At 42.1% G+C, this 20,543-nt stretch carries 17 protein-coding genes; 15 read left to right on the plus strand and 2 right to left on the minus strand.

The genetic code is table 11. From position 1 onward, the window contains the following. Positions 1 to 198: 198 nt before the first annotated feature. Positions 199 to 1,365: a M20 family metallopeptidase gene (locus tag GT508_RS03350; protein ID WP_161143563.1), complete on the minus strand. Its 1,167-nt coding sequence runs from the start codon at positions 1,363 to 1,365 to the stop codon at positions 199 to 201. Positions 1,366 to 1,530: 165 nt separating this feature from the next. On the opposite strand from GT508_RS03350, the gene plsX reads away from it, so the two are divergent. The 9 genes from plsX to GT508_RS03395 all read left to right on the plus strand — a co-directional run bounded on the left by plsX (position 1,531) and on the right by GT508_RS03395 (position 12,811). Further along, on the plus strand, positions 1,531 to 2,553 hold the full coding sequence (gene plsX / locus GT508_RS03355; protein WP_243144061.1) for a phosphate acyltransferase PlsX: 1,023 nt from the start codon (positions 1,531 to 1,533) through the stop codon (positions 2,551 to 2,553). Between the two features lie 36 nt (positions 2,554 to 2,589). Continuing rightward, entirely contained in the window at positions 2,590 to 2,826 is a 237-nt protein-coding gene (gene acpP, locus GT508_RS03360) for an acyl carrier protein (RefSeq protein ID WP_006426671.1), read from the plus strand. Positions 2,827 to 2,892: 66 nt separating this feature from the next. After that, complete coding sequence (gene rnc, locus GT508_RS03365) at positions 2,893 to 3,588, plus strand: ribonuclease III (RefSeq protein ID WP_022415977.1); 696 nt, start codon at positions 2,893 to 2,895, stop codon at positions 3,586 to 3,588. Between the two features lie 7 nt (positions 3,589 to 3,595). Beyond that, a complete protein-coding gene (smc, locus tag GT508_RS03370) occupies positions 3,596 to 7,156 on the plus strand; it encodes a chromosome segregation protein SMC (protein ID WP_055193920.1) in 3,561 nt (1,186 codons plus the stop codon). A 9-nt stretch (positions 7,157 to 7,165) separates the two neighbouring features. Next, positions 7,166 to 8,119 (plus strand): signal recognition particle-docking protein FtsY, encoded by a 954-nt coding sequence (gene ftsY, locus GT508_RS03375; protein ID WP_161143565.1) that lies wholly within the window; start codon positions 7,166 to 7,168, stop codon positions 8,117 to 8,119. Positions 8,120 to 8,140: 21 nt separating this feature from the next. Beyond that, positions 8,141 to 9,355, plus strand: a complete 1,215-nt coding sequence (gene ilvA / locus GT508_RS03380) for a threonine ammonia-lyase (RefSeq protein ID WP_006426667.1) — start codon at positions 8,141 to 8,143, stop codon at positions 9,353 to 9,355. A gap of 157 nt (positions 9,356 to 9,512) precedes the next feature. After that, the gene (locus tag GT508_RS03385; protein WP_006426666.1) at positions 9,513 to 10,904 is read left to right on the plus strand and encodes a 2-isopropylmalate synthase; all 1,392 of its coding nucleotides are present in this window, start codon (positions 9,513 to 9,515) and stop codon (positions 10,902 to 10,904) included. Between the two features lie 14 nt (positions 10,905 to 10,918). Continuing rightward, positions 10,919 to 11,572: a GntR family transcriptional regulator gene (locus GT508_RS03390; RefSeq protein WP_006426665.1), complete on the plus strand. Its 654-nt coding sequence runs from the start codon at positions 10,919 to 10,921 to the stop codon at positions 11,570 to 11,572. 39 nt (positions 11,573 to 11,611) lie between these two features. Next, positions 11,612 to 12,811 (plus strand): NADP-dependent isocitrate dehydrogenase, encoded by a 1,200-nt coding sequence (locus GT508_RS03395; protein ID WP_055181060.1) that lies wholly within the window; start codon positions 11,612 to 11,614, stop codon positions 12,809 to 12,811. A gap of 111 nt (positions 12,812 to 12,922) precedes the next feature. On the opposite strand, the gene abc-f is transcribed toward GT508_RS03395, so the two are convergent. After that, the gene (abc-f, locus tag GT508_RS03400; RefSeq protein ID WP_161143566.1) at positions 12,923 to 14,857 is read right to left on the minus strand and encodes a ribosomal protection-like ABC-F family protein; all 1,935 of its coding nucleotides are present in this window, start codon (positions 14,855 to 14,857) and stop codon (positions 12,923 to 12,925) included. Positions 14,858 to 15,022: 165 nt separating this feature from the next. On the opposite strand from abc-f, the gene GT508_RS03405 reads away from it, so the two are divergent. The 6 genes from GT508_RS03405 to GT508_RS03430 all read left to right on the plus strand — a co-directional run bounded on the left by GT508_RS03405 (position 15,023) and on the right by GT508_RS03430 (position 20,528). After that, on the plus strand, positions 15,023 to 15,664 hold the full coding sequence (locus GT508_RS03405; RefSeq protein ID WP_044919602.1) for a redox-sensing transcriptional repressor Rex: 642 nt from the start codon (positions 15,023 to 15,025) through the stop codon (positions 15,662 to 15,664). Positions 15,665 to 15,765: 101 nt separating this feature from the next. Continuing rightward, entirely contained in the window at positions 15,766 to 17,268 is a 1,503-nt protein-coding gene (locus GT508_RS03410; protein ID WP_055181755.1) for an NAD(P)H-hydrate dehydratase, read from the plus strand. Positions 17,269 to 17,270: 2 nt separating this feature from the next. Continuing rightward, a complete protein-coding gene (alr, locus tag GT508_RS03415; RefSeq protein ID WP_022414949.1) occupies positions 17,271 to 18,434 on the plus strand; it encodes an alanine racemase in 1,164 nt (387 codons plus the stop codon). A 123-nt stretch (positions 18,435 to 18,557) separates the two neighbouring features. Beyond that, positions 18,558 to 18,905, plus strand: coding sequence for a type II toxin-antitoxin system PemK/MazF family toxin (locus GT508_RS03420; RefSeq protein WP_022414948.1), 348 nt, complete (start codon positions 18,558 to 18,560; stop codon positions 18,903 to 18,905). Positions 18,906 to 18,930: 25 nt separating this feature from the next. Then, the gene (locus tag GT508_RS03425) at positions 18,931 to 19,722 is read left to right on the plus strand and encodes a hemolysin family protein (RefSeq protein WP_022414947.1); all 792 of its coding nucleotides are present in this window, start codon (positions 18,931 to 18,933) and stop codon (positions 19,720 to 19,722) included. A gap of 74 nt (positions 19,723 to 19,796) precedes the next feature. Continuing rightward, the gene (locus GT508_RS03430; protein ID WP_006426657.1) at positions 19,797 to 20,528 is read left to right on the plus strand and encodes a YebC/PmpR family DNA-binding transcriptional regulator; all 732 of its coding nucleotides are present in this window, start codon (positions 19,797 to 19,799) and stop codon (positions 20,526 to 20,528) included. The last annotated feature ends 15 nt before the right edge of the window (positions 20,529 to 20,543 follow it).

Here is a 20,543-nt window from a genome sequence, read left to right on the forward strand (position 1 = left end):
ATAGTTAAGCGTCAAAATTATGCGTTGGGTTTTCGAAATTTGCCTGTTTGAGCCGAATGGCGAGTTGCAAATTTCGGGAGCCCGTTTTTAGCATAATTTTGACGCTTTAGTATTTCCCACCGACGGAACCTGAACAGGAACGGCTTTCTACTTTTTATGCAGGTCCGGGTAGTCATGCCTTCTAAATTAAATCCCAAATCAATTTAAATAACGGGTCGCACAGTGTGCCAGACACGCAGCCCCGATCGGACACACATCCTCATTAAACTGTACCTTTGGGTTATGTGCAGAATACTTCCCGCGATCATCCATATATCCGGCAGACAGATACATGAAAGCGGATGGTACCTGTTCTGCAATATTTGCAAAATCTTCAGAAGCACTTGCGGATATGCCTGGGTAAGGGGTTAGTTTCGGAATATCCAGTTCCTTCATGAAGCCGACGATCTGTTCGGTAAATTCCGGATTGCAGATCAGAGGCGGTACTTCCGAGATCATAGTGATTTTGGCTGTTCCTCCGAAAGTTTCGGCTGTCCGGATTGCCGTTTCCTTCATTCTTCGTACCAGAAGTTCTCTGGAATTTTTATCGTTCGTTCGAATAGTTCCTTCGAGAACGGCAGTATCAGGAATGATATTGGCGACGGTTCCGGCCTGGAATTTACCGACGGTCATAAGACAGGCTTTGGAAGGATCTGTCTCACGGGCGATTACAGACTGCAGTGCAAAATATACATGGGCTGCAATATTGATCGGATCAACGGAATTCTGAGGATAGGCACCATGTGCTCCCTTTCCTTTGATTTCGATATGAAAACCGTCAACGGAGTACATCATAGTTCCTGTACTGTTATACATGTAGATTCCAACCGGCATCTGCCCTGGAGATACATGATAGGCCAGTGCCGCATCTACTTTCGGATTCTCCAGGATACCATGTTCTATCATATTTTTACTGCCTTCGAATGTTTCTTCCGCAGGCTGGAACATAAATTTGACTGTGCCTTTTAACTCGGCCTCATTTTCTTTTAGCATTTTTGCAGCGGTCAGTAACATGGCAGCGTGAAAATCATGTCCGCAGGCATGTGCTTCTTTTCCGGTCGGGCAGGCAAATGGAAGTCCACTTTCTTCCGGCATTGGGAGGGCATCCATGTCCGCACGTAATAATAAGACTTTACCGCCATTTCCGACAGTAGCAGTCACACCTTCTCCGCACCTCGAAGGCACCAATCCATATTCGGTTAATTTGTCCATTACATATACGCAGGCCATTGGCATATGAAGACCGGCCTCTGCATTCATATGAAAGTAACGTCTGTTTTTTATGGTTTCATCGTTGAGTTCAAGAGCTCTCTTATAATAATCCATTTATTGATCCCTTTCTTTCTATAATTCCATATCTAATTTTGATGATAAAAGGTATTATACCAACCGGATCATATATTATCAAACTTCTGATAAATATTTTTGAAAATATTGATTTTTGCATGGATGTTTAGTAGAATAAATTCAGTAATATTAGGAGGAAGAAATATGTCAGAAATTACGGTGATCGCATTGGACGCTATGGGCGGGGACAATGCACCGGGTGAGATGGTAAAAGGGGCAGTCGATGCCCTTGGACGTGAACAGGACATAAAAGTATATCTGCTTGGCAAAGAAGATATGGTGAATGCTGAATTACAGAAGTACACTTATGATAAGAACAGACTGGAAGTTGTGAATACAACCGAAGTTATAGAAACTGCCGAACCTCCGGTGAATGCGATCAGAAGAAAGAAAGACTCTTCCATCGTAGTCGGAATGAAGATGGTAAAGGAAGGAAAGGCTGATGCATTTGTATCTGCCGGAAGTTCCGGAGCAATTCTGGTAGGTGGACAGGTAATCGTTGGAAGGATCAAAGGTGTAGAGCGGCCACCACTTGCGTCACTGATCCCGACAGAGAAGGGTGTAGCACTTCTGATCGACTGTGGAGCGAATGTAGATGCCAGAGCCTCACATCTGGTTCAGTTTGCTAAGATGGGTTCTATCTATATGGAACATGTAGTTGGTATTAAGAATCCGAAAGTTGGGATTGTAAATATCGGAGCAGAAGAAGAAAAAGGTAATGCACTGGTAAAGGAGACGTTCCCTCTTTTAAAAGAAGAAAAAGAACTGAATTTTATCGGAAGTGTAGAAGCAAGAGAGATTCCGCATGGACAGGCTGATGTCATTGTGACAGAAGCATTTTCGGGCAATGTAATCCTTAAGCTATATGAAGGTGTCGGAGCGGTACTGATCAGTAAGGTAAAAGAAGGACTGATGTCCACACTCAGAAGCAAGATCGGAGCATTGCTTATCAAACCGGCGTTAAAAACAACTTTAAAGTCATTTGATGCAAGTGAGTATGGCGGTGCACCATTGCTTGGATTAAACGGTCTGGTCGTAAAGACACATGGAAGCTCGAAAGCAAAAGAAGTCAGCAATACACTGATCCAATGTGTGACATTTAAAAAGCAGAAAATTAATGAAAAGATCAAAGAAAGTATTCAATCGGAGCAAAAATCCGCTGAATAATATATTACTAATTATGATGAGAAAAGGAGATTTGATATGGAACTTGAAAAATTAAAAGAAATCATCGCTGATGTATTAAATGTAGAAGTGAATGATATTACAGAGGACACAACATTTGTAGATGATCTGGGAGCAGACTCCCTTGATATCTTCCAGATTATTATGGGAATAGAAGAAACATTTGACATTGAGATTGATAATGATGACGCTGAGCAGATCTCTACAGTTGGAGATGCTGTTGAGCAGATCAAGAATGCAACAAATAATAACTAGGCAGATATAAAAAGAACGAAAGAGCCCTGCCAGGGGCTTTTTTCGTTCTTTAGGATGGAGTTTACAATGAGCAAAGACCTTAAAGAATTAGAAGGAAAGATTGGTTACAAATTTGATGACTTTACCCTGTTTACAAAGGCGATGATTCACAGCTCTTATGCCAACGAAAAGCATCTGCCAAAGTATGAGTGTAATGAACGTCTGGAATTTCTGGGAGATGCGGTCCTTGAACTGGTGTCCAGCGAATTCCTGTTTCACAATAATCCGAAGCTTCCGGAAGGGGAACTTACGAAGACGAGGGCAAGTATGGTATGTGAACCGGCGTTGGCATTCTGTGCAAGAGATCTGGATCTTGGCGAATACCTTTTGCTTGGTAAAGGAGAAGATGCTACCGGAGGACGAAAGAGAGAATCTGTAACATCGGATGCAATGGAGGCTCTGATCGGAGCAATTTATCTTGATGGTGGTTTTGCTAATGCAAAAGAGTTTATACATCGATTTATTTTGAAAGATTTGGAGAACAAGAAACTCTTTTTTGATAGCAAGACTATCCTGCAGGAAATCGTGCAGGCGAATTTTAAAGAAGTAATCTCGTATCATCTGATTGGTGAAGAGGGACCGGATCATAATAAGATTTTCCGTGTTGCGGTACATATCGGAGAAGAAGAATACGGAGTCGGAGAAGGCCGGACGAAGAAAGCAGCAGAGCAGGAGGCTGCATATATCAGCATTTTGAAACTGCATGAAAAGAATATAAAGTAGGTGTGGAATGTATTTAAAAAGCATAGAAGTGCAGGGATTTAAATCATTTGCCAATAAAATTAAATTCGAATTCCATAATGGAATCACCGGCATTGTCGGTCCGAACGGAAGTGGAAAAAGTAACGTAGCAGATGCGGTCAGATGGGTGCTTGGGGAACAGCGTGTGAAGCAGTTAAGAGGCGGCAACATGCAGGATGTTATTTTTTCCGGTACTGAGAACAGAAAGCCGCTTAGTTATGCATCGGTGGCGATCACTCTGGACAATTCAGACCATAAGCTTCCGGTTGATTACGAAGAAGTTACGGTAGCAAGAAAGCTATACCGTTCCGGAGAAAGCGAATATCTGATCAATGGAAGAGCATGCAGATTAAAAGATGTAAATGAACTTTTCTATGATACAGGTATCGGAAAAGAAGGGTATTCGATTATCGGACAGGGACAGATTGATAAGATCTTAAGTGGTAAGCCGGATGAAAGGCGAGAGCTTTTTGATGAAGCAGCAGGAATTGTCAAATTCAAACGAAGAAAAAGTATGTCGGTCAAAAAGTTAGAAGATGAACGCCAGAATCTGGTCCGTGTCAATGATATTCTGTCTGAGCTGGAAAAGCAGGTTGGGCCGTTAGAACGTCAGTCTGAAAAGGCGAGGGAGTATCTGAAACGGAAGGAAGAATTAAAAACATACGATATCAACATGTTCCTGCTGGAAATGGAACGTATCCGAGATCAGATTCGGGGGCTGGAAGAGAAGCTTCGTATTACAAAAGGGGAGCTTGAAGAAGCAACCAGACAATATGCGGATACGAAGACGGAATATGAGGCGATTGAAGAACAGGTGGAAGTGATTGACGCTTCTGTCGAAAAGGCTAACCGTCAATTAAATGAGACGACGATTCTGAAGCAGCAGTTAGAGAACCAGATCGCACTGTTAAAGGAACAGATTCACAGTGCACGGATGAACGATGAACATTTCGAACAGCGGGCCAGCGTGATTGATTCCGAGATGGATGTCCGTGAAGGACAGATGAAAGAACTTCAGACGGAGAAAGTTTCCATTGTAAAACAGATGGAAGAAAAACAGTCGGAAGAAGATCAGATTAAGAATGAACTGACGGAATTACAGGCGAAGATAGCGCAGATTACCGGATCCGTTGATGAAAAGAAGAATCATATCATGGAGATACTGAATAACAGAGCATCTACGAAAGCTCAGATCCAGAAATTTGATACGATGATGGAACAGATCCAGGTTAGAAAGTCGCAGATCAACCGAGAGATCCTTGCTAATGACAGTGAGATTGCAGAAGAAAATGAAAATCTGAACAAGTATCAGATGGAATTAAAAGTTATCTCAGACAAGATCATAGCCCTGAACAATGAAAATAAAGAATATGAAAGTAACATTAAGACGTTACAGGCGCAGATATCCAGAGAGTCTCAGAAATTACAGATTGGTCAGTCTGCTTTCCACCGGGAGCAGTCAAGACTGGAATCCCTTAAGAATATTACAGAACGTTATGACGGATACGGTAACAGTATTCGTAAAGTTATGGATAATAAGGACCGTGAGAAGGGACTTCTGGGTGTAGTAGCAGATATCGTAAAGGTTGAAAAAGACTATGAGATTGCTATTGAGACCGCACTTGGCGGTAATATCCAGAATATCGTAACCGAGGATGAAGATACGGCAAAACGTATGATCAATTTCCTGAAGAAGAATAAGTTCGGCCGTGCAACATTCCTGCCTTTAACATCAATCCGTGCGAATTCCGGGATCAATCGTCCGGAAGCACTTAAAGAACCGGGAGTTGTCGGAACAGCCAACAAACTGGTTCAGGTAGAGAATAAATATAAAACTCTCGCAGATTATCTGCTGGGAAGAACACTGGTAGTAGATCATATTGATCATGCAACAATGATCGCAAGAAAATACCACCAGTCAATCCGTATCGTTACACTGGAAGGGGAACTGATCAATCCGGGTGGTTCCATGACCGGTGGAGCATTTAAGAATTCCAGTAATCTTCTGAGCAGACGAAGAGAAATCGAAGAGTTTGAAAAGACCGTTCAGAAATTAAAACAGGAGATGACGGAGACGGAACAGCAGATCTGTGGCCTGAAAGATGAACGCGCAGGGTATTATGAAAAGACTGACGCAATCAGTGCAGAGCTTCAGAAAGCGTATGTCGTACAGAATACCGCAAAGATGAATGCAGATCAGTCATCTGCAAAGATCCAGAGCTTCAAACAACAATTCGATAATCTGCGAAATGAAGCTGCAAAACTGGATACACAGATCAACGAGATAATGGACAATCAGGAGTCTATTAATATAGAACTGGATACGTCAGAAAGTCTGGAAAATGATCTGAATATCAACATTGAGAAAGAACAAAAAGAGCTGGAAGAGATCCACGCAAAGGAAAGCTTTAAGACCAGAAAATCAGAACAGATTCATCTGGAATATGCAGGATTAGAGCAGAAGTATACATTTATTACGGAAAATATTATCCGTATCCGTGAAGAGATGGATAAATTCCGGGCAGAATTGGAAGAACTGACAAAGAATAAGGGTGGAAATTCTCAGGAAATTGCCGAAAAAGAGAAGAAGATCCAGGAATTGAAAACAACAATTGATAATTCCGGGGATCTGTTTGATGAAATCAAACTTCAGATTGAACGTTCAAAAAGAGAACGTGAGGAATTGAATAAACGGCACAAATCATTTTTCGAAAAACGTGAAGAGATCTCAAAACATATGACAGATCTTGATAAAGAGGTTTATCGTCTGGAAAGTCAGAGGGAAGGGTACGAAGAAGCTTCTGAAAAGCAGATTAATTATATGTGGGAGGAATATGAACTCACACTGAATCACGCAAAAGAACTTAGGAATCCGAACCTGACCGATCTTGCAGATATGAAGAGACGGATCCAGGAGTTAAAAGGTGAGATCCGTGCACTGGGTAATGTCAATGTTAATGCGATAGAAGAATATAAAAGTGTATCCGAGCGTTATGAATTCCTGAAAGGCCAGCATGATGATCTGGTAGAAGCAGCCGAAACACTGGAACAGATTATCGAGGAACTTGATAATGCCATGCGTAAGCAGTTCAAAGAGCAGTTCGCCAGAATTGCAGCCGAGTTCGATCAGGTATTCAAGGAAATGTTCGGAGGCGGAAAAGGAACGCTGGAACTTATGGAAGATGAGGATATTCTGGAGGCGGGTATCCGGATCATTGCCCAGCCGCCTGGAAAGAAGCTGCAGAATATGATGCAGTTGTCCGGTGGAGAAAAAGCATTGACAGCGATAGCACTTCTTTTTGCGATCCAGAATCTGAAGCCGTCACCGTTCTGTCTGCTGGATGAGATCGAAGCGGCACTGGATGATAATAACGTAGACCGTTTTGCACAATATTTGCACAAGTTAACAAAGTATACGCAGTTCATAGTAATCACACATCGACGTGGAACAATGACGGCGGCAGACAGACTGTATGGTATCACTATGCAGGAAAAAGGTGTATCTACACTGGTATCTGTCAGCCTGCTTGAAAATGAACTGGATAAATAGGAGGAAGATATGGGATTTTTTGAAAAACTGGTTGCCGGTCTTGGTAAGACCAGAGACAATATTGTATCAGGAATGGACAGCATCTTTCACGGATTCTCCCGTATCGATGATGACTTTTACGAGGAGCTGGAAGAGGTTCTGATCATGGGAGATCTTGGTGTACAGGCAACATATGATATTCTGGATGATCTGAAGGCAAAAGTAAAAGAAAAACACATCAAAGAACCAATGGAATGCCGGGAACTTCTGATCGAAAGTATCAAAGAACAGATGGACATCGGAGAAACAGCATATGAATTTGAAAACCGCACATCCGTAGTGATGGTAATCGGTGTCAATGGTGTAGGAAAGACTACAACGATCGGAAAGCTTGCAGGAAAGCTTCGTGCAGAGAATAAGAAAGTTGTAATTGCAGCGGCCGATACATTCCGTGCGGCGGCCGGAGAACAGTTAAAAGAATGGGCGAACCGTTCGCAGGCAGAGCTGATCGGCGGACAGGAGGGATCTGATCCGGCATCGGTTGTGTTTGATGCTGTTGCGGCAGCAAAGGCGCGGCATGCAGATGTGCTGATGATCGATACAGCCGGACGTCTGCACAATAAAAAGAATCTGATGGAAGAACTCAGAAAGATGAATAAGATCATTGACCGGGAATTCCCTGAGGCATACAGAGAGACATTGGTTGTTCTGGATGCAACAACAGGACAGAATGCCCTGCAGCAGGCGAAGGAATTCAACGATGTGGCAGAGATTACAGGGATCGTTTTGACAAAGATGGATGGAACCGCAAAAGGAGGAATCGCAGTTGCCATCCATGCAGAGCTGGGCGTTCCGGTAAAATATATCGGTGTGGGAGAGACTATTGACGATTTGCAGAAATTTGATGCAGATGATTTCGTGAATGCGTTATTCGAAAGACCGAAAGATGATGAGGCTTCAGAAGAGGTTTCAGAAAACGAATAAGAGGAAGAGAGGAAGTACGAGATGTTAACATTAGAAAAATTCAAACAGGCGAGTGCAATCGTAAAAGAAGTAACCCTGCCAACTAAGCTGGTATACAGTGAATACTTAAGCAAACAGACAGGTGCTGATGTCTATCTGAAACCAGAGAATATGCAGTATACAGGTGCTTATAAAGTACGTGGTGCATATTACAAGATCAGTACAATGAGCGAAGAAGACAGAAAGAAAGGTCTTGTAACTGCGTCTGCAGGTAACCATGCACAGGGCGTGGCATATGCAGCAAAGAAATTCGGCTGCAAGGCAACGGTAGTTATGCCGACAGTTACACCATTGATCAAAGTAAATCGTACAAAGAGCTATGGAGCAGAAGTCGTATTACACGGAGATGTCTATGATGATGCCTGTGCATATGCAATGAAACTTGCAGAAGAAGAAGGATACACATTCGTACATCCTTTCGATGATCTGGATGTTGCAACGGGACAGGGAAGTATTGCAATGGAAATCTTTGAAGAACTTCCGGACGTAGATTATATTCTCGCACCAATCGGTGGCGGCGGTCTGATCACAGGAGTTTCGACACTTACCAAGATGCTGAATCCGAATGTCAAAGTAATCGGTGTAGAACCGGCTGCCGCTGCAAGCATGACAGAGGCATTGAAAGAAAGACATCCGGTAACACTTGCAAGTGCCAATACGATCGCTGATGGTACAGCTGTAAAACGTGTCGGAGAAAAGATCTTCCCATATGCAGAAAAGAATATAGATGAAGTTATTACAGTTGCAGATGATGATCTGATCGGTGCATTCCTCGATGTAGTAGAGAATCACAAGATGATCGTAGAAAATTCAGGCCTTCTGACAGTAGCGGCGCTCAGACAGCTTGATCTGAAAGGAAAGAAAGTCGTATCCATCTTAAGTGGTGGTAATATGGATGTGATTACAATGTCCTCGATCGTACAGCACGGACTGATCCAGAGAGACAGAATCTTCTCTGTATCTGTACTTCTTCCGGACAAGCCGGGTGAACTGGTACGCGTTGCAGCTACAATCGCCAAAGCAAATGGTAATGTAATCAAACTGGAGCATAACCAGTTCGTAAGTACCAACCGAAACGCAGCAGTAGAACTTCGAATCACTCTGGAAGCATTCGGAACCGAACACAAACACCAGATTATGAAAGCCTTAGAAGACGAGGGCTTAAGTCCAAGAGAAGTTAACGCAAAACTTTATTAATAATATATAAAAAATGATTATGGAATCCCCATAATCATTTTTTTTGAATAAATATCCATAATAGAACTTGACAACACATGTATTATTGTATACAATTATACATGTTGAATTTAGTACTTTACTACGAAAAAATATTTTAGAAAGCAGGCGATGGAAAATGGAAAACAGGAAAGTATACCTGGATGATCATACAAATTTATTGCAACTGGAAGAGCACATGTACCCGTTGGTGGATGTGAAGACACCGAATGTATTTCGTAATCTGTTCCATTATGACGAGATTCCGAAAATCGCATTCAATGACCGAATTGTTCCGCATTGTATGCCGGATGAGATCTGGATCACAGATACAACATTCAGAGATGGCCAACAATCACGTGCCCCGTACAGTACTGAGCAGATCGTAACATTATATGATTATTTTCATCGTCTGGGTGGTCCGAAGGGAAAGATCAGACAGTGTGAATTCTTCCTCTATAGTAAAAAGGACAGAGACGCAGTCTACAAATGCATGGAAAAGGATTATAAATTCCCGGAGATAACAAGCTGGATCCGTGCGAGCAAGAAAGATTTCGAACTGGTGAAAGAGATCGGAATGAAAGAGACTGGTATTCTGGTAAGCTGTTCGGACTATCATATATTCTATAAACTAAAGATGACAAGACGTGAGGCAATGGAACATTATCTGTCTATCGTAAGAGAATGTCTTGAGACAGGAATCAGCCCGAGATGTCATCTGGAAGATATCACACGTTCCGACATCTATGGATTCGTCATTCCATTCTGTCTGGAACTTATGAAATTGATGGATGAGTATAAGATTCCGGTCAAGATCCGTGTCTGTGATACCATGGGATACGGGGTCAACTATCCGGGAGCTGTAATACCAAGATCTATTCCGGGAATCATCTATGGACTCAGAGTACATGCCGGTGTTCCAAGCGAACTGATCGAATTTCACGGACATAATGATTTCTATAAGGCAGTCAGCAATTCATCGACAGCATGGCTTTATGGTGCGTGCGGTGTGAACTGTTCACTTTTTGGAATCGGAGAGCGTACCGGTAATACACCACTGGAAGCGATGGTGTTCGAATATGCACAGCTTCGTGGCACACTGGATGGGATGGATACAACAGTTATCACAGAGCTTGCAGATTATTATGAGAAAGAGATCGGATATCATATTCCTTCAAGAACACCTTTTGTTGGTAAGAACTTTAATGTAACAAGGGCTGGAATCCATGCAGATGGTTTATTGAAGAATGAAGAGATCTACAACGTATTTGATACCGGAAAATTCCTGAACCGTCCTCCGCTTGTTGCAATATCTAACACATCCGGACTTGCAGGTATTGCACACTGGATCAATACATATTTTAAGCTGCCGGAGGACAAGAAAGTAGATAAGAACTCAGAACTTGTAAGTTCTGTAAAAGAATGGGTAGATAAGCAGTATGAAGAAGGACGAGTAACCGTTCTTACAGACGATGAGTTGATCAGAGTTATCGACGAAAACTGTAAGAGAATTGGTGTGGAATTGATATAGCAGAGGTGTTTTTAATGGAAGAATATCAGGACAGATCCTTACGAGGAAGAGTGTTCCGGCATCTGCGGGAAGATATTCTGAATGGGGTATATAAAAATCATGAAGAATTAAGGGAAGTAACAATCGGTGAAGAACTGGGGGTAAGCAGAACACCGGTAAGAGAAGCCTTAAGACAATTGGAGTTAGAAGGACTGGTTACGATCATTCCGAATAAAGGTGCGTATGTGACAGCCATTACCAGAAAAGATGTGAAAGATATCTATAAGATACGTTCGCAACTGGAAGGGCTGTGTGCCAACTGGGCAACGAAATATATTACGGATGCGCAGATTGAAGAACTGGAAGAAGTGATTCTTCTGTCAGAATTTCATTTGCATAAGAAGGGATCCGGACAGATTGAACAGATGTCAGAAATGGATGGTAAGTTTCATAAGATATTGTATGAGGCATCCAACAGCAGGATCCTGGAACATGTATTAACAGATTTTCACAAGTATGTACAGCTTGCCAGGACGATGTCTATTGAAGCACCGGAGCGTGCCGAGAAATCAATAGAAGAACACAGAGAAATCCTGGAAGCAATCAAGGCAAAAGATGCGGCAAAAGCAGAACAGCTTGCAAATGAACATATATTACACGTGATGGAAAATCTGCATCTGGAAGAATAATAAAAGATGCCGCGAACAGATAGAAAGGAGACAAATACCATGGCAAAAATTAAAATGACAACACCGATCGTAGAGATGGACGGAGACGAGATGACAAGAATTCTCTGGAAGATGATCAAAGAAGATCTTCTGGAGCCATATATTGAACTGAACACAGAATATTATGATCTGGGTCTGGAACATAGAAATGAGACAGATGATCAGGTAACAATCGATGCTGCTAATGCAACCAAGAAATATAAAGTTGCAGTAAAATGTGCAACAATCACACCGAATGCGGCACGTATGAAAGAGTATGATTTGAAAGAAATGTGGAAGAGTCCGAACGGAACGATCCGTGCAATACTTGACGGAACTGTATTTCGTGCACCGATTGTTGTAAAAGGCATTGAGCCATGTGTAAAAAACTGGAAAAAACCAATCACTATTGCAAGACATGCATATGGAGATGTATATAAAAATACAGAGATGAAGATTCCTGGACCTGGAAAAGTAGAACTGGTATACACGGCAGAAGACGGCACAGAGACCAGGGAACTGGTACACAACTATGCAGGACCGGGTGTTGCACAGGGAATGCATAACTTATGCGGATCTATTGAAAGCTTTGCGAGAAGCTGCTTTAATTATGCATTGGATACAAAGCAGGATCTGTGGTTCGCAACAAAAGATACGATCTCTAAGAAGTATGACCATACATTCAAAGATATTTTCCAGGAAATCTTTGACAAAGATTATGCCGAGAAGTTCAAAGAAGCCGGAATTACATATTTCTATACTTTGATCGATGATGCGGTTGCAAGAGTTATGAAATCAGAAGGCGGATATATCTGGGCATGTAAGAACTATGACGGAGATGTAATGAGTGATATGGTTTCTTCCGCATTTGGTTCTCTTGCAATGATGACATCTGTTCTGGTATCACCGGATGGAAATTATGAATATGAGGCAGCTCATGGAACTGTACAACGTCATTATTACAAGCATCTGAAAGGGGAAGAGACTTCTACAAACTCTGTAGCTACAATTTTTGCATGGACAGGTGCTCTTAGAAAACGTGGTGAGATGGATGGAAATGCCGAATTGGCAGCATTCGCAGATAAGCTTGAAAAAGCAACCATTGATACCATTGAAGAAGGTAAGATGACGAAAGATTTGGCATTGATCACGACACTGGAAAATCCAACCGTATTGAACAGCGAAGGATTTATTAAGGCAATTGCTGAAAAATTAAAATAGATAATATATATCTACAGGACCTGCCACCGGCAGCTCCTTACGAATGCATGGCAATATAAAAGCCCGCCCCAGAAGCTTCTGGAGCGGGTTAAAAAGTTATAAATCAGGCGTTTAAGCGTCTTCCGCTAATTCCTCCCATTTCATGTATAATTCTTCTAATTCTTCCGCTATTGCGGCTTTTTCTTTTGCAAGTTCCTGGCATTTTACAGAGTTGGTGAAGATATCTTCCTGAATCATCAGGGCATCGATCTCACTATCACGGTCTTCCAGTTCGCCGATACGTTCTTCAGTCTTTTTTAGTTCATTCTGACGTTTGCGAAGTCTTGCCTGGGCTTCCTTTTGCTCCTGCCAGCTGAGTTTTGACTCGGATACATTCTTGTCTGTACTGTTATCTGAAACGGATGAAGGTGTAGAGGCTTCTCCGGCATATGCAGTAGTGAGTTCTTCTTTTTTCTCCAGATAATAGTCATAATTTCCGATATAATTTACAAATGTATGATTGACAAGATCCAGAATCCGTGATGCAGTCTGATTGATGAAATAACGGTCATGAGAGACATAAAGTACAGTGCCGGTATAATCATTCAAAGCATTCTCAAGGATTTCTTTGGATGCGATGTCCAAGTGGTTGGTCGGCTCGTCGAGGATCAGGAAATTTGCTTCAGAGAGCATCAGTTTCGCAAGAGATACACGTCCGCGTTCCCCACCGCTCAAAGAACTGATCTGTTTGAAGACATCATCACCGGTAAAAAGAAATGCTGCAAGCACATTCCGGATTTCCGTATTCGTAAGAGTCGGATAATCATCGGAAATCTCGTCAAAAATTGTTTTCTCCATATGAAGGACATGATGTTCCTGATCGTAGTAGCCAATCTTAACATTGGAGCCAAGTGTATAAGTACCGGAATCAGCAGATACCACTCGGTTTAAGATCTTAAGAAGCGTAGTCTTTCCTGTTCCGTTATCACCGATTACTGCGACATGTTCACCACGTTTGATCTCGAGATTAACGTCTGTAAAAAGTTCCTGTCCGGGGAAAGATTTGCTTAAATGTTCAATAGTCAGAACATCATTGCCGCTTACACAGGATGGTTCCAGTTTCAGATGTATATCTGTATTAACTTCTATCGGTTTTTCGATGGTCTGCATCTTTTCCAACATCTTTTCGCGGCTTTCGGCACGTTTGATGGATTTTTCGCGGTTGAAAGAACGAAGCTTTTCGATAACCGCTTCCTGATGCTTGATTTCCTGCTGCTGGTTAAGATATTCCTTCAGGCGTATGTCGCGAAGCTGCTGCTTCTTTGCTGCATAGTCGCTGTAATTTCCCATATAAGTACGAAGTTCTCCAAGCTCGATTTCAAGAACTTTAGTGACAACTTTGTTCAAAAAATAACGGTCATGAGACACGATCAGCACAGCTCCCTGATAGTTTAGAAGATAGGATTCAAGCCATGCAATTGAATTCAGATCCAGATGGTTGGTTGGCTCATCAAGAAGCAAAATGTCTGGTTTCGTTAACAGAAGCTTGCCGAGAGATACACGGGTTTTCTGTCCTCCGGAGAGAGTGTCGACGGGTTTGGTGAAATCATTTTCCGTAAATCCAAGTCCCTTTAACACACCGGTGATCTCACTTTCGCAAGAATAGCCGTTCTCACGTTCGAAAGCGGCCGTAAGGCGGTTGTAAGTTTCCAGACGGTCGTTCAGGGCGTCGCCGGAGAGATGCTTAAGTTCCATCTCGATCTCGCGGATACGGCGCTCCATAGCGATTATATCGGCCTTTGCGGTGCGGACTTCTTCATAGATCGTATTACCGCTTTGCATCTCTTGATGCTGGGCAAGATAGCCAAGTGTCTTACCTTTTGTCAGGATGACGTTGCCGTCATCCGGGGCTGATTCGCCTACAATCATTTTGAGCAGAGTGGACTTACCGGCACCGTTCGGTCCGACAAGAGCTGCTTTTTCGTGATCTTCTATATGGAAGGATCCATCTCTGACGATGAGGTGTTCACCGAAAGATTTCTGGATCCCGTGACATGCTAATATCATATATTTCCTCCTGAGTTATGGATAATTGATACGTTGGTATTCTCAAAATGCATTTACACATGCTACTTTATTATAACGGAAATTGCATAAAATTCAACAATAGTTTGACAATAATCTTTCAATTTTATATAATTATTTTAGACTATGATTGGAAGGGTGAAAACATTGGAAGAAAGAGAGATTTCTCGTGCGGTCATAAGAAGATTGCCGAGGTATTACAGATATTTGGGCGAACTGTTGGAAAATGGTGTAGAGCGGATTTCTTCGAACGATCTGAGTAAGCGGATGAAAGTAACAGCATCCCAGATCCGTCAGGATCTTAATAATTTCGGAGGATTCGGACAACAGGGATACGGTTATAATGTTAAGTATTTATACACAGAGATTGGAAAGATATTAGGATTGGAAGAAGACCACAATATTATTATCATTGGTGCAGGTAATCTTGGGCAGGCACTGGCTAATTATGCAGCCTTCGAGAACCGTGGATTCATTCTGAAAGGAATCTTTGATGTGAATCCAAGACTTCAGGGAGTATCCATCCGTGGAGTTCCGATCCGTATGATGGATGATCTTAAAACGTTCGTTCAGAATAATGAGATTGATATTGCAGTTCTGACGATTCCGAAAGAGAAAGCAATTGAAGTTGCGAATATGCTGGTTGAGAACGGAGTACGTGCGATCTGGAACTTTGCACATACAGATTTGAACCTTCCGGATAATGTTGTTGTTGAGAATGTGCATCTGTCAGAAAGTCTGATGCAGTTGTCATACAATATCAGTCGTTACAAAGAGGACCATAAATAAACTATAATACAAGAAAGCGTGTAGGAGTAGTCTGGAATACGGACATATTTTTACACGTTCTTTTGTTGCAGAGATATATCTGATGGGAGATGAATGAATATATGAAACTTCTGGTTAATGCTGCGCAGATGAAGGCTGCCGATCAGTACACGATTCAGGAACTGGGCATTGCATCACTGGAATTAATGGAGCGTGCAGCAAATGCCTGTGTACAGACGATGCAAAGTGAGAATCTGGATCTTTCTTCTGTCTGTGTGGTATGTGGATCAGGGAATAATGGTGGAGATGGATTTGCCATCGCCAGGATCTTGAAGAATATGGGGTGTTCTGTGGATACTTATCTGGTCGGCAATCCAGAGCATTGTACACCGGAGACACGGGAACAGATAAGACGTCTTAAAGAATGTGGTGGTAAGATCACGGAAGATATCCCGCAGGATAACAGCTACAGCATAGTGATAGACGCCGTGTTCGGAGTCGGACTGAGCCGTAAGATTGAAGGTACATATCGTCAGGTGATTGAACGTATGAATCAGATGCAGGGTACAAAATTTGCAGTAGATATCCCATCAGGACTTTCAGCCTCTACGGGATGTGTGCTTGGTTGTGCATTCCACGCAGATGATACAGTGACATTCGAGGTGAAAAAGATCGGCCTTGAGCTGGCGCAGGGCAGAGCATATGCAGGAAGAGTGACAGTAGCAGAGATTGGCATTTCGCATGAGCCGTTATTACAGGATGCAGATGTGATCCATTCTTTTGGAAGAGAAGAATATCGTAGAATGCTTCCGGAAAGACCGGAAGATTCTAATAAGGGAAGTTATGGAAGGCTTCTTGTGATCGCTGGAAGTAAGGGTATGGCAGGTGCAGCATATTTGAATGCTCATGCGGCTTATATGACAGGAGCCGGGCTTGTCAGAATCTATACACCAAAGGACAACCGCGAGATATTGCAGACACTTCTGCCGGAAGCAATCATAACGGCTTATGATGAATTTAATAAAGAAGAAGTACTAAAGCTTCTTAAGTGGGCAGACGGTGTGTGTATTGGTTCCGGCATTGGAAGAAGTACAACATCGGAGAAGTTATTGCGGACGGTTATAGAGTACGTGGATGTTCCATGCCTGATCGATGCAGACGGGTTAAATCTTCTGTCAGATAACAAAGATCTTCTTGATCGGCTGGCAGACCGGAAGTTCATATTTACGCCGCATATGAAAGAGATGTCTAGACTTACAGGCATCCCTGTGGAAGATCTTAGAGAAGACCGGATACAGATCCTGAAGAAATTCGCTGACGGATATCAGGTAACCTGTGTATTAAAAGATTCCAGAACACTGATCGCAGATAAGGCAAATGAAATCTGCCTGAATCTTACCGGGAACAGTGCGATGGCAAAAGCCGGTTCGGGAGATGTGCTGGCCGGTGTGATCGCAGGCTTTATGGTGCAGGAAAAAGATACGAAAAAAGCAGCCAGATTAGGTACATATGTACATGGTTTGGCCGGTGACCTTGCAAAATTTGAAAAAGGCGTATATAGTGTAATGGCAAGAGATCTGATAGAATATATCAGTAAAGCATTAATGAAACTGGAGGATGAATAGCAGTGAAACATTATACAAGAGTTTTAGCCAGAGTCGATTTAGATGCGGTTGAATATAATATAGAGATGATGAAGAAAAATATTCAGAAAGATACACAGATGATGGCAGTCATCAAGATGGATGGTTATGGACATGGTGCCGTTCAGATTGCAAAGCTTCTGGAACCCAAGGATTATATCTGGGGTTATGCAGTAGCTACGCTGGATGAAGCTATTTTATTAAAAGATGCATGTTTGAAGAAACCGGTATTGGTTCTTGGATGCATTTTCCCGGATCAGTGGGATACGATGATCCGCAATGAAGTACGTATGACTGTCTATAGTTATGAGATGGCAAAAGAAGTGTCAGAGCTTGCAGAAGCCATGGGCTGTAAAGTCTATGTACATATTAAGCTTGACACTGGAATGGCAAGACTGGGATTCCAGATTACAGAGGAGAATGCCGAAGAAATCGCAAAGATCAGTAAACTGCCGAACCTGGTAATGGAAGGAATGTTTACACATTTTTCCAAGTCTGATGAAGCAGATAAGACATTTACCAATGAGCAGCTTGATAAATATCTCTGGATGAAAGAAGAACTGAAAAAAAGAGGTGTTACGTTCCAGTATTATCATTGCTCCAACAGCGCAGGTATCATTGATCTGAAAGAAGCGAATATGGATATTGTACGTGCGGGTATCACTACATATGGCATGTATCCGTCAGATGAAGTAGAGAAAGAACGGGTTCCGTTAAAACCGGCAATGGAACTTATCAGTCATGTTGCCCATGTAAAATGGCTGACAGAAGGAAAGCCTGTAAGCTATGGCGGAACGTATGTTACAACCCGTCCGACAAAAGTGGCTACGATTCCGGTCGGTTATGGAGACGGATATCCAAGAAGTCTGTCTAATAAAGGATATGTGCTGATCCACGGGCAGAAAGCACCGATCATCGGACGTGTATGTATGGATCAGTTCATGGTTGATGTGACAGCTATCGAGGACGTGGAATTTGGAGATAAAGTTGTAATATTCGGACGTGACGGAAAGGAGTTCCTGTCAGTTGATACGCTGGGAGAGCTTTCCGGAAGATTTAATTATGAATTCGTGTGTGTATTGAACAAACGTATTCCAAGAGAATATATCCGCCACGGAGAAGTCGTAGAACAGGTAGACAGTTTTTAATTGCCGTGCATTCGTACAGCAGCTGCCGGTGGCAGGTTCTGTAGATATCGTAAAACTTTGCAGAATACATCTGAGAAAAAAGGAAATACTTAGTATATCTTAAGAATCGGAGTGTGAAGCAAAGTGCAGGTGAAACGAGGAGATATCTATTATGCAGATTTAAGTCCGGTGGTGGGATCGGAACAGGGAGGAATCCGTCCGGTTCTGATCATTCAGAATGATGTGGGAAACAGACACAGCCCAACTGTTATCTGTGCCGCTATCACATCCCGGATGAATAAGGCCAAACTGCCAACGCATGTAGAAATCGATGCAAGAAGATATCATATTGTAAAGAATTCAGTGGTTTTACTGGAACAGATCCGCACGATCGACAAACAAAGACTTAGAGATCTGGTATGTCATCTGGATGAAGAGATAATGAACAAAGTAGATGAGGCGATCCGAATCAGTTTCGAGCTTCATACATAGAAGAAGGAGTTAAGGATAATTAATTATGGAAGAGGGAAGTTTGTTCCAACGAATGAAACAGATATTTCATGAAGATGAAATGGATGAAGAGATGCAGAAAGAAGCTGCAGCGCTGATCCGCAATATTTTCCGCTATATGGATAAAGATGCGAAAGACATTATGACCCACCGTAAGAACATTGTTGCAATTGACGGAGACTGGTCTCTGGAAGAAGCATTAAAATTCATGCTGGATGAAAGATTTTCAAGGTTCCCGGTATATCAGGAGGATATTGACGAGATCATAGGTATTATCCATTTAAGAGATGCAACATCCGGTTATCTGGATGAATCAAAGAGAGGCTGTCCGGTGAAAGAATTGAAAGAATATCTCCGTCCGGTTACATATATTCCTGAAACCAAAAGCATCGATACTTTATTTAAGGAGATGCAGTCCACAAAGAATCATATGGTGATTGTTCTGGATGAATACGGCCAGACGTCCGGACTTGTTGCTATGGAGGATATTCTGGAAGAGATCGTCGGAAATATCCTGGATGAATATGATGAAGAAGATGAGATGATCCAGAAGCAGAATGACGGAAGCATGATCGCAAATGGCCTGACAGAGCTTGAGGATCTGGAGGATCTCATTCCTGTTACATTCGACAAAGAAGATTATGAGACGTTAAATGGTTTTCTGATCGATGAACTGGAACACATTCCGGGTGAAGATGAAAAGTGCGTAGTAGACTATGAAGGATATCGTTTTACCGCTTTACAGGTAGATAATAATATAATTCAGACAGTTAAGATTGAAAAACTTCCCGAAGCGTGATAGAATAGATAAAGTGTGTAATAATACAATTTTTATAAAAGATAAAACAAAATAGATAAAGAGAGGTAAAAGACATGTCAGGACATTCAAAATTTGCCAATATTAAGCATAAGAAAGAGAAAAATGATGCTGCCAAAGGAAAGATCTTTACAAAGATCGGTAAAGAGATCGCAGTAGCAGTAAAAGAAGGCGGAAGTTCAGATCCTTCTAATAACAGCAGATTGAGAGATGTAATCGCAAAAGCAAAATCCAACAACATGCCAAACGATACAATTGAAAGAAATATCAAACGTGCATCCGGAGATATGAGTGCAGCAAACTATGAGCACATTACATATGAAGGATACGGACCGAACGGTACAGCTATCATCGTAGAAACTCTTACAGATAACAAGAACCGTACAGCATCTAATGTAAAGAATGCATTCACAAAGGGAAGCGGTAACGTAGGAACACCTGGATGTGTATCATTCATGTTCGACAAGAAAGGTCAGATCGTGATTGACAAAGAAGAATATGAAGGCGATGCAGATGAACTGATGATGCAGGTACTGGATGCAGGAGCAGAGGACTTTGTAGAAGAAGAAGACAGCTTTGAAGTACTGACAGATCCTGATGATTTCAGTGCGGTACGTCTTGCAATGGAAGAAGCAGGAATCCCGATGGTATCTGCAGAAGTAACAATGATCCCTCAGACATATGTAGAACTGACAGATCCAAAAGACATTGCCAATATCCAGAAGACGCTGGATATGCTGGATGATGACGATGATGTCCAGGATGTATATCACAACTGGGATGAATAAAATGTATGCAACACC

Source organism: Dorea sp. BIOML-A1 (assembly GCF_009875615.1).
Classification (GTDB): Bacteria; Bacillota; Clostridia; order Lachnospirales; family Lachnospiraceae; genus Dorea_A; species Dorea_A amylophila.